Source organism: Streptomyces sp. CT34 (assembly GCF_000805335.1).
In the GTDB taxonomy this organism is placed as follows: domain Bacteria; phylum Actinomycetota; class Actinomycetes; order Streptomycetales; family Streptomycetaceae; genus Streptomyces.
In genome coordinates, this window is the sequence record NZ_KN708638.1 from 4,885,941 (window position 1) to 4,895,784 (window position 9,844).

A 9,844-nucleotide genomic window follows, 5' to 3' on the forward strand; every position below is an offset into this window, starting at 1 on the left:
GGGCGCCGGAGCCGTGGGACGAGGCGGCGGAGCCGGGCCGGCGGCCGGGGTTCCTGAAGAAGCGCGATGCGCGGCCGGCCGTCCCCGAGGCGGCGCCGGCCGCCTCGCCGCCGCATCTGGCGGGCGCGGACGAGCTGGGGGACGAGGAGGACCCGCCGGACTGGTGGCGGGTGGAAGCGGAGCCGTACGGGGCGGGCGACGCCGTGCCCGGGTTCGTCGGCGGCATCGAGGTCCCGGAGATCTGGGAGCGGCCGGAGAACGAGAAGTCCGCGGAGGACGGCGGTGAGGGCGCGGGGGCGGCCTCGGAGGAGCCGGACGGTGACGGGACGGACGGCGGCGCGGGGCGCGGGCGGGTACTGCCGGCGCTGCTGCGGCGGACGCTGGGGCGGCGGGGCAGCACGGCGGGGGAGCCCGTCGGGGCCGCCGGGGAGGCCGAGGAGGCGGGGGAGGCGGCGGGCCCGGTACCGCTGCGGGCCTGGCTCAGCCCCGTACCGACGCTGGCCGTGCTGCTGTTGGTGGCCGGGGCGGTGACGGGTTCCTGGCTGGCGCTGGCCGGCGGCTGGGGACTGGCGTATGTGTCGCGGAAGTTGAGCCGGACCGAGACGAAGTTCGCGGCGCTGGGCGTGCCGGGGATCGTCGTCGGCGGGCTGGTGGTGTGGACGTGGGGCCGCTTCGACGGGCGGTGGGGCGATCCGATCGCCCCCGGGCGGTTGGGGCCGGAGCTGTTCGCCGAACTGCCGGGTGTGGTGCGGGTGGCGGCGGTCGCCTCCGCCCTGTTCCTGCTGTGGCGGATGCGGCGGACGGCGGGGTGACCGGGCGGGCCGCCCGCACCGGCCGGGCTGGCTGTACGGGTCGGGCCATCCGGACCGGTCGGGCCGTCCGGACCGGGCGGCGGCCATGGAGCGGTGCCGCCGCCCGGTGCGCCTCAGGCGACTGGCCGCACTTGTTCGCCGGCCACCGCCCGCACTTCTCCGCCGGCCACCGCCCTCACTTCTTCGTGAGTTTCTGCTGCACCTCGTCCAGGATCTTTTCGGCCGCCGTGTAGCCGATGCCCTGGATCCAGAGCTGGTCGTCGACGCGCCGGGCCGCACCGTTCCGGACGGCCCGGAGGTTCTTCCAGAGGGGGCCGGCGGTGATCTGGGCCTCCTTGGACTTCTCCGGGCTGCCGTAGGTGGCGTAGAAGAGGGCGTCGGCGTCGGCCTTGTTGATCTCCTCGGGGCTGACCTCGACCATCAGGCCGTCCTTGGAGCCGTTGACGACGGAGGTGGGACCGGTGCCGATGTCGGCGAGGATCGTGCCGATGTAGCTACGGCAGCCGTAGATGCGGGTGTCGGCGCCCTCGACGAAGCGGACGACGTTGGTCCGCAGCCGCTTCGCCGCGGCCGGGCCGCCGAGCGCCGCGGTGACCTTCCCGGCGTGCGCCTCGTACGCGGCGACCGCCCGCCTGGCCTCGGGGATCCTGCCGAGGGCGGCGGCGTGCACGGCGAAGTTCTGCTTCCAGGAATAACCGGTGGCCTCGGTCATCACAGTGGGCGCGATCTTGCTGAGCTGGTCGTAACGCCCGCCGTCGCGAACCTTGTTGGTGAGGATCAGATCGGGCTTGAGGGCGGCGATCGCCTCCAGATCGGGCGCGCCGATCTTGCCGACGTCCTTTATCCCGGTGAGCTTGTCCTTGGGGAGGTAGTCGAGGAAGCCGGAGGCGACATCGGAGCGGGTGGCGCCGACGGGGGTGACGCCGAGGGTTGTCGCCGAGTCCAGTTCGGCGGTGTCGAGGACGACGACGCGGTGCGGGGCGGCGGGGACGGACACCTCGCCCATGGCCGTCGCGACCTTGTGGGGGCCGCGGCCGGTGGCGGGGGCGGGCCAGGTGGGGGCGGGCTGCGCCGGGCAGTTGGCCGGCCTGAAGGAGCCGTCGGGGCCGGTGGCGGAGCCCTGGCCGTCGCCGGCGCCGCACGCGGTGAGCAGCAGTGTGGTGGCGGCGAGGGCGGTGGCGGCGGCGACGGCCGTGGTGGTGTGGTGCCTGGTGGCGGCTGCGGAGCGGGACATGGCATGTCCTTTCGGCTCGTACGGCGGCGGAAGGCGGGACGGGACGACACCTGACCGGGGACCGATACCCGACTGGGGAGCGATCCCCGACGGGGAAGCGATACCGGGCCGGGGACGTACCGGGAAGGGATACCCGGGAAGAGATCTCCGGGAAGGCATGCCCGGCCGGGAGGGCCGCGGCGGTCAGCCGTCCGACGGGCGCTCCGACGGGCCTTCCCGCGGGCGTTCCGACGGCCGTTCCCACGGGCGGCCCGGGACCACCAGCGGGGAACCCGTCACCGGGTCCGGCACGACCACCGAGTCCAGGCCGAAGACCTCGTGGACCAGGCCGGCGGTGACGACCTTCCCGGGGTGCCCCTGGGCGACGATCCGGCCCGCCTTCATCGCCACCAGGTGGTCGGCGTAGCGGGCGGCCTGGTTGAGGTCGTGGAGGACGGCGACGACGGTGCGGTCGCGGTCGTGGTTGAGCCGGCGGATGAGATCGAGGACCTCGACCTGATGGGAGATGTCCAGGTAGGTGGTCGGCTCGTCGAGGAGGAGGAGGTCGGTCTCCTGGGCGAGGGCCATGGCGATCCACACCCGCTGGCGCTGGCCCCCGGAGAGTTCGTCGACCGGCCGGTCGGCCAGCGTCGCCACGTCGGTACGCGCCATCGCCTCGGCCACCGCCCGCTCGTCCGCCTCCGACCACTGCTGCCACCAGCGCTGGTGCGGCTGGCGGCCACGGGCGACCAGATCGGCGACGGTGATCGCCTCGGGTGCGACGGGCGTCTGCGGGAGCAGGCCGAGCGAGCGGGCGATCTTCTTGGTGGGGATGCGGGCGAGGTCCGTCCCGTCCAGCAGGACGGTGCCGCCGCGGGGCCGCAGCAGCCGGCCCAGGGCGCGCAGCAGCGTCGACTTGCCGCAGGCGTTGGGGCCGACGACGACGGTGACCGCGCCGTGCGGAACGTCCAGATCGAGGCCGTCGACGACGATGCGGTCCTCGTAGGCGAGGGTCAGCTCGCGGGCCGTGAGGCGGGTGCCGCCCGCCCCGGCCCGGCCGCCGTCCGCAGCCTCCTCGCCCGCGTCGGCGGGGGCGCTCCCGCCGGCGGTGGCCCGTTCCCCGGCACCCACTCGCTCGGTCACGTTCTTCCTCCTGCGGCACGGCCACGGGCCCGATGGCCCCTGACGATCAGCCAGATCAGATACGGGGCGCCGACGGCGGCGGTCAGCACACCCACCGGGAGCTCGGTCGGCGCGAGCAGCTCGCGGGCGAGCAGATCGCCCAGCACGACGATGACGGAGCCCAGCAGCGCCGAGCCGAGCAGCGGGATCTGCGCGGTCCGCGTCAGCCGGCGGGCGATCTGCGGCGCCAGCAGCGCCACGAAGTCGACCGGGCCCGCCGCGCCCGTCGCCATCGACGCCAGGACCACGCCGACCGCGACCAGCCCGAGCCGGGTGCGGCCCAGCCGGACGCCCAGCGCGGTCGCGGTGTCGTCGTCCAGCGAGACGGTCCGCTGGGCGCGCGCCGCCCACAGGACCGCCGGCAGCAGCGCCGGCAGCGCCCACCCCAGGGGCGCCGCCGCCGGCCAGCCGCGCCCGTCGAGGGAGCCGGTCATCCACACCTCGGCCTGCTGCGCCACCAGGTAGTCGCCCTTGGTGAGGAAGAGCTGGGTGACCGAGCGCAGCGCGACCGCGCAGCCGATGCCGATGAGCACGAAGCGGGTGGCGTGCAGCCCGCCCCGCCAGGCGAAGACGTAGACCAGGACGGCCGCCAGGACGCCGCCCGCCACGGACAGGTACGGCAGCACCGCGTACGAGGTGATGCCGAAGGTCATCGAGCCGACCGTCAGCGCGCCCGCGCCCTGGGTGATGCCGATGATGTCGGGACTGGCGAGCGGATTGCGGGCCACGGTCTGGATCAGCCCGCCGGCCACCCCGAACGCCGCCCCGGCCAGCAGGCCGACGGTCATCCGCGGCAGCCGCAGCGTGCCGACGACCAGGTCGTGCGAGGAGCCCTCGCCCAGCAGGACCTTGAGCACCTCGGAGGGCGTGACGAAGCTCTCGCCGACGCACAGGTAGGCGACGCAGACCGCCGCCAGGAGCACGGCGAGCGCGCCGGCCACCACGGTCGCGCGGCGGTGCACCAGGAAGGAGGCCCGGCCGGCGCGGACCACGAGGTGGCCCGCCGGGCGGACCGCGGCCGTCGGCGTGGTGGCTGCGCGGGCCGTCATGCCGCCCTGCCTTCGTGGGCGCGTCCCGGGAGTTCGCGCATCAGGCGGCCACCGCCCTGCGGCGTACCAGGGTGACCAGGAACGGCACCCCGATCAGCGCGGTCATCACACCCGCCGGGACCTCCGACGGCGGGAAGACGATCCGCCCGACGGTGTCCGCGACCAGCACGATGACCGGCCCGAGCAACGCCGCCATCGGGAGCGTCCAGCGGTGGTCGCCGCCCACCACCGCGCGGGCGAGATGCGGTACCGCGAGCCCGACGAAGGCGATCGGGCCGGCCGCCGCGACCCCCGCGCCGGTCAGCACGGTCGCGCCGAGCCCGCCCACGATCCGTACGGTCGCGACGTTCTGGCCCAGCCCGCGGGCGACGTCCTCGCCGAGCGCCAGCGCGTCCAGGCCGCGCGCCACGGACAGCACCAGCACCGCGCCGGCCAGCAGGAACGGCCAGACCTGCGCCGCCACCGCGGCATCCCGCCCGGTGAGCGAACCGACCTGCCAGAACCGGAACTCGTCCAGTGCCGCGGCCTTGGTGGTGAGGATCGCCATCGACACCGACACCAGCAGCGCGTTGATCGCGGCGCCGGAGAGGGCGAGCTTGACCGGGGTGGCGCCGCCGCGGCCCCGGGTGGCGATGCCGTGCACGACGACGGAGGCGATGCCCGCGCCGGCGAACGCGAACCAGACATAGCCGGTCAGGGTGTGCACCCCGGCGAAGGCGATGGCGGCCACCACCGCGGCCGAGGCGCCCTGGCTGATGCCCAGGATGCCGGGGTCGGCGATCGGGTTGCGGGTCAGGCCCTGCATGACCGTGCCGGCCAGGGCGAGCGCGGCACCGACCATCAGGCCGATCAGGGTGCGCGGCAGCCGCAGGAACCGCACGACCTGCGCGGCATCGCCGCTGCCGCCGCGGAACAGCGCTCCGACGACCTCGGACGGTGCGAACGCGCGGCTGCCGACGGCCAGCGAGAAGAGCACCGCCAGCAGCAGCGCCAGCACCGCCAGCGCGGTCAGGCCCAGCCGGCGGCTCCGCATCCGGGACTTCGGCTTCACCGGCATGGCTTCACTGGCTTCGGGTCCCTTCCGCACGGGGTCCGGGCGGTGCTGCCCGGGGGCGTCGGTCGGCCGGCCGCCCGGCCGGCGGCCGGAGGCTAGGTAAGGCAGGGCTAACCCTACGTCCCGGTGGCCGACGTCTGCGGGCACAATGGCCGGCATGGCTGCGCACCCCCTCACGGTCGGCTTCGACCTCGACATGACGCTGATCGACTCCCGGCCCGGTATCAAGGCCGCCTACCGGGCGCTGTCCGCCCGGACCGGCACCCACGTCGACGCCGACGCCGCGGTGACCCGGCTCGGGCCGCCCCTGGAGGAGGAGATCCGCCGGTGGTTCCCCGCGGAGTGGGTGGCGGAGATCAGCGAGCTCTACCGGGAGCTGTACCCGGAGCACGCCATCACCGGGACACTGGCGATGCCGGGCGCCCGGGAGGCGGTCGACGCGGTGCACGCGGCCGGCGGCCGGGCCGTCGTCGTCACCGCCAAGTACGAGCCGAACGCCAAGCTGCACCTCGCCCACCTGGGCATCGCCGCGGACGCGGTGATCGGCTCGCTGTGGGCGGAGGGCAAGGCCGAGGCGCTGCGCGAGCACGGTGCGCGGGTGTACGTCGGCGACCACACCGGGGACGTGCGCGGGGCACACACCGCGGGCGCGCTGTCCGTCGCGGTCGCCACCGGGCCGTGCGGCGCCGACGAGCTGCGCGCGGCCGGCGCCGATGTGCTGCTCGGTGACCTGACGGACTTCCCGTCGTGGCTGGATCGTTACCTGGCGGGTGGCGCGGACGGGGCCGCCGCCTCCGCCTGACGCCGCTGCGCGGTGACGGAGCGGACCACTCCGGCACCGGCGATCAGGAAACCGGCGCCCATCAGCATGGACACCCAGTAGAAGACCCACGGCAGCGGATGCGTACCGAGGAACAGCGGCAGCACGGTGGCGAGAGTGGCCACTGCGCCAACTAGGAACACGATCGCGCCGATTCGGACCAGCAGATCCCCGGCCTGGGGCGTTTCGTCAGACACCTGACCAGGGTAAGTCCGGGCCAGAAGCACCGCGGATCCCCCCTGCGACGTCTTGTCACCGGCCACCGGACCATTAGCCTTGGTGGTGGCGGGTCCTGTGGCCCGCTGCACTGCTATCCAGACCAATTTTCGCTTCCGCAGTTTTCCGCAGTAACGAGTAGTTCCAGCCCGGCATTTTCCGACGAGTACGAGGACGAGGACAGACGTGCCTACCGGCAAGGTCAAGTGGTTCAACAGTGAGAAGGGCTTCGGCTTTCTCTCCCGCGATGACGGCGGTGACGTCTTCGTACATTCGTCGGTGCTCCCCGACGGGGTGGCCGCGCTGAAGCCCGGGCAACGTGTCGAATTCGGCGTCGTCGCAGGTCAGCGCGGCGACCAGGCGCTCACCGTGACCCTCCTCGACCCCGCCCCCTCGGTCGCCGTGGCGCAGCGCCGCAAGCCCGACGAACTCGCCTCGATCGTCCAGGACCTCACCACCCTTCTGGAGAACGTCACCCAGCAGCTGGAGCGTGGGCGCTACCCCGACAAGGTGCACGGCGCCAAGATCGCCGGCATGCTGCGGGCGGTCGCCGACCAGCTCGACGTCTGACGTCCCGGCCGGCGCCCGCCCGGCTCACCCGAAGTCCGGCGCCCGCCCGGCTCACGCGAAGTTGAGCGCATCACGGCCGAGGGGCGGTACCAGCCCCTCGGCCGCGGCGCGGGTCAGCAGCCCGCGCACCGCGGCATAGCCCTCCTCGCCGAGGTCGGCGGTGAACTCGTTGACGTACAGCCCGATGTGCTGGTCGGTGACCTTCGGGTCCATCTCCTGGGCGTGCTCCAGCACGTACGGACGGGAGGCATCCGGGTCGTCCCAGGCCATCAGGACGGACGAGCGGATCGCCGCGGCCAGCCGGCGCAGTGTCTGCTCCCCCAGGGAGCGCTTGGCGATGATCGCGCCGAGCGGGATCGGCAGACCGGTGGTGTGCTCCCAGTGCTCGCCCATGTCGGCGAGGCAGCTCAGCCCGTAGTTCCGGTACGTGAACCGGGCCTCGTGGATGACCAGCCCGGCGTCGACCCGGCCGTCCCGGACGGCCGGCATGATCTCGTGGAACGGCAGCACCACGACCTCGCCGACGCCGCCCGGCACCTCCGCTGCGACCCAGAGCCGGAACAGCAGATACGCCGTCGACCGCTCGCTGGGCACCGCCACCGTCTTCCCCGCCAGATCCGCCGCCGTCCCCGGCTCCCGGGTCAGCACCAGCGGGCCGCAGCCGCGCCCCAGCGCCCCGCCGCAGGGCAGCAGAGCATAGTCGTCCAGCACCCACGGCAGCACCGCGTACGACACCTTCAGCACGTCGAACTCACCGCGCTCGGCCATGCTGTTGGTGAGGTCGATGTCGGCGAAGGTGACCGCCAGTTCCGGCGCGTCCGGGACCCGGCCGTGCGCCAGGGCGTCGAAGACGAAGGTGTCGTTCGGGCACGGCGAGTAGGCGATGTTCAGCGGCCGGGTCACGGGGTCCTCCTCGGGGACGGAGCCGGCCCCGGAGCCGGTCCGGCGGCGGCCGTCAGGGCTTCGGGGAACGTACGGAAGGCACCGGTCAGCGCGGCGAGCGCGGGACCGATCCGCCAGGCGGCGCGGTCACGGGGGCCGACGGCGTTGGAGACCGTACGGATCTCCAGCACGGGCCGGCCGTGCGCGGCGGCGGCCTCGGCGACGCCGAACCCCTCCATCGCCTCGGCCAGCACCCCCGGGTGACGGGCCGCCAGCTCGGCGGCGCGGGCGGCGCTGCCGGTGACCGTGGAGACCGTGACGACGGGGCCGGCCGTCGCGCCGGACGCCGCCGCGACGGCCCGGACCAGCGCCGGGTCGGGCCGGTGCGCCACCGTCCCGAAGCCGAGTTCGGTGACCGGGACGAAGCCGTCGGGGGTCTCGGCGCCCAGGTCGGCGGCGACGATCGCGTCCGCGACCACCACCGAGCCCAGCGGCGCGGCGGGCGCGAACCCGCCGCCGATGCCCGCCGAGACCACCAGGCCGTACGGCTCCCCCGCGAGCGCCGCGGCGGTCAGCGCGGTGGCCGTACCGGCGGACGCGGCGGCCGGGCCGACGCCGGCGGCCAGCACGTCCGGGGCCGGCGATCCGTCGGGCGCGCGGCGCAGTTCGTAGCCGCCGGGCAGCGCCCGGGACGCGTACGCCTCCCCGGCGCCGCACACCGCGTCGCGTTCGGCGGCCACCGCGGTGACGACCAGCACCCGCATCAGGCGGCCCCCGCCGCGGGCCGCCGGTCCCCGGTCAGCGCGCTCAGTCCTTGTTCTTCAGGTTGAAGTGCCAGATGGCGGTGGGGCCCTGGCCCGGGCCGACCTGGGCGACCATCAGCGTGACCTCGTCGAGGTAGCCGGTCTGGCCGGTCTGCGGGTTGGTCTGCTTGAAGAGGTCGTCCGCGTCGAAGGTGCGGTACGTCTCCGTGCTGGGCGCACGCATGATGGGCTGGCCGCCGATCACGAACCAGCCGGCCTTGGCGACCTTCGGGTCGACGCCGACGCCGACCTTCTCGCCCGGGTGCACCGTGATGGTCTGGGTGCCCTTCTTGGTGATGCAGTCCTGGAGGGCCTGCTTGTCGAGGATCTTGCCGTTGCCGTCGCAGCCGGGGGTCACCTCGGCCTTCACCGTCTTCGAACCGACGGTCACGGTCGCGAGCGAGGTCGGCTGCTGGCAGGCGGAGAGGGTGAGCAGGCCCAGGGACACGGCACCGAGGGCGGCGGCGGCCCGGCGGCCCTTGCCCCGGGAGATCAACGCAGCGGTCATGCGGGCAGGCTATCGGGCGTCCCCGCGGGCGCCACGCGCGGGTGCGGCGCGCCGCACCCCCGCCCGCCACTCGGGGCGCCGGGCGGGCAGGCTCACGCCACCCGCGGGGCCGCCCGGCCGCCCCGCCGGGCCGCGCCCAGCAGCCCCCGTACGGCCAGTGCGGAGCCCAGCCCCACCAGGCCCGCGGCCACCGTCATGCCCAGCATCCCGAACAGCGGCAGCGAGATCCCGATCGCGCCGCCCACCACCCAGGACATCTGGAGCACGGTCTCGGACCGGGCGAACGCGGAGGTCCGTACCGCCTCCGGGACATCGCGCTGGATCATCGCGTCCAGCGACAGCTTCGCCAGTGCCTGGCACAGACCGGCGGTGGCCGCCGCCGCGGTCACCACGACGATCGCCAGCACCGCGTAGAAGAGCGCGGCGACGACCGTGACGCCCAGCGCCAGCCCCAGCATCGCCGCGATGATCGCCTCCGGGGCGCGCGCCTTGAGCCAGGCGCCGAGCGCCGTACCCAGGGCGTTGCCGGTGCCGGCGGCCACCGCGACCAGCCCCAGCGAGAACGCCGCGTCGAGGCCGCCCAGCGGGTGCACGCGCAGCAGGAAGGCCAGGAAGAAGGTCAGGAAACCGGAGAGCGAGCGCAGCGCGGCGTTCGCCTGGAGACCGTGCAGCACCGACGGGCCGACCGTCCGCAGACCGGGCCTGGGCCGCGGGCGGCGCAGGCCCCCCGCCGCG

General features: G+C 74.7%; 10 protein-coding genes and 2 pseudogenes. 3 read left to right on the forward strand and 9 right to left on the reverse strand.

The annotated features are described in order from the left end of the window. Positions 1–812, forward strand: a pseudogene (locus RZ84_RS21450) (hypothetical protein); the annotation flags it as partial. A gap of 175 nt (positions 813–987) precedes the next feature. Here the strand turns inward: RZ84_RS21450 and RZ84_RS21455 are convergent. The 4 genes from RZ84_RS21455 to RZ84_RS21470 form a co-directional block, all read right to left on the reverse strand. Beyond that, complete coding sequence (locus RZ84_RS21455; protein WP_043265645.1) at positions 988–2,046, reverse strand: ABC transporter substrate-binding protein; 1,059 nt, start codon at positions 2,044–2,046, stop codon at positions 988–990. 183 nt (positions 2,047–2,229) lie between these two features. Next, positions 2,230–3,042, reverse strand: a complete 813-nt coding sequence (locus RZ84_RS21460; protein WP_043270467.1) for an ABC transporter ATP-binding protein — start codon at positions 3,040–3,042, stop codon at positions 2,230–2,232. Between the two features lie 122 nt (positions 3,043–3,164). Beyond that, positions 3,165–4,256, reverse strand: coding sequence for a FecCD family ABC transporter permease (locus tag RZ84_RS21465; protein WP_043265646.1), 1,092 nt, complete (start codon positions 4,254–4,256; stop codon positions 3,165–3,167). Between the two features lie 40 nt (positions 4,257–4,296). Beyond that, positions 4,297–5,313 (reverse strand): FecCD family ABC transporter permease, encoded by a 1,017-nt coding sequence (locus RZ84_RS21470; RefSeq protein ID WP_052230072.1) that lies wholly within the window; start codon positions 5,311–5,313, stop codon positions 4,297–4,299. 154 nt (positions 5,314–5,467) lie between these two features. On the opposite strand from RZ84_RS21470, the gene RZ84_RS21475 reads away from it, so the two are divergent. Further along, complete coding sequence (locus RZ84_RS21475) at positions 5,468–6,112, forward strand: HAD family hydrolase (protein ID WP_043270470.1); 645 nt, start codon at positions 5,468–5,470, stop codon at positions 6,110–6,112. Here RZ84_RS21475 and RZ84_RS21480 read toward each other — a convergent pair. Continuing rightward, positions 6,070–6,327 (reverse strand): hypothetical protein, encoded by a 258-nt coding sequence (locus RZ84_RS21480; RefSeq protein WP_043270475.1) that lies wholly within the window; start codon positions 6,325–6,327, stop codon positions 6,070–6,072. The two genes, RZ84_RS21475 and RZ84_RS21480, sit on opposite strands and share 43 nt — an antisense overlap. Positions 6,328–6,532: 205 nt before the next feature. Between RZ84_RS21480 and RZ84_RS42360 the strand changes: the two genes are divergently transcribed. After that, entirely contained in the window at positions 6,533–6,916 is a 384-nt protein-coding gene (locus RZ84_RS42360; protein ID WP_043265647.1) for a cold-shock protein, read from the forward strand. Between the two features lie 51 nt (positions 6,917–6,967). On the opposite strand, the gene RZ84_RS21490 is transcribed toward RZ84_RS42360, so the two are convergent. The 4 genes and pseudogenes from RZ84_RS21490 to RZ84_RS41515 form a co-directional block, all read right to left on the reverse strand. Next, on the reverse strand, positions 6,968–7,819 hold the full coding sequence (locus tag RZ84_RS21490; RefSeq protein ID WP_043265648.1) for a 1,4-dihydroxy-6-naphthoate synthase: 852 nt from the start codon (positions 7,817–7,819) through the stop codon (positions 6,968–6,970). After that, positions 7,816–8,562 carry a futalosine hydrolase gene (locus RZ84_RS21495; RefSeq protein WP_043265649.1) on the reverse strand — a complete coding sequence of 249 codons (747 nt, stop codon included), beginning with the start codon at positions 8,560–8,562 and terminating at the stop codon, positions 7,816–7,818. Before RZ84_RS21495 ends, RZ84_RS21490 begins: the two co-directional genes overlap by 4 nt. A 43-nt stretch (positions 8,563–8,605) precedes the next feature. Next, the gene (locus RZ84_RS21500) at positions 8,606–9,109 is read right to left on the reverse strand and encodes a hypothetical protein (protein WP_043265650.1); all 504 of its coding nucleotides are present in this window, start codon (positions 9,107–9,109) and stop codon (positions 8,606–8,608) included. Positions 9,110–9,201: 92 nt separating this feature from the next. Next, a pseudogene (locus RZ84_RS41515) lies at positions 9,202–9,844 on the reverse strand (MFS transporter); the annotation flags it as partial.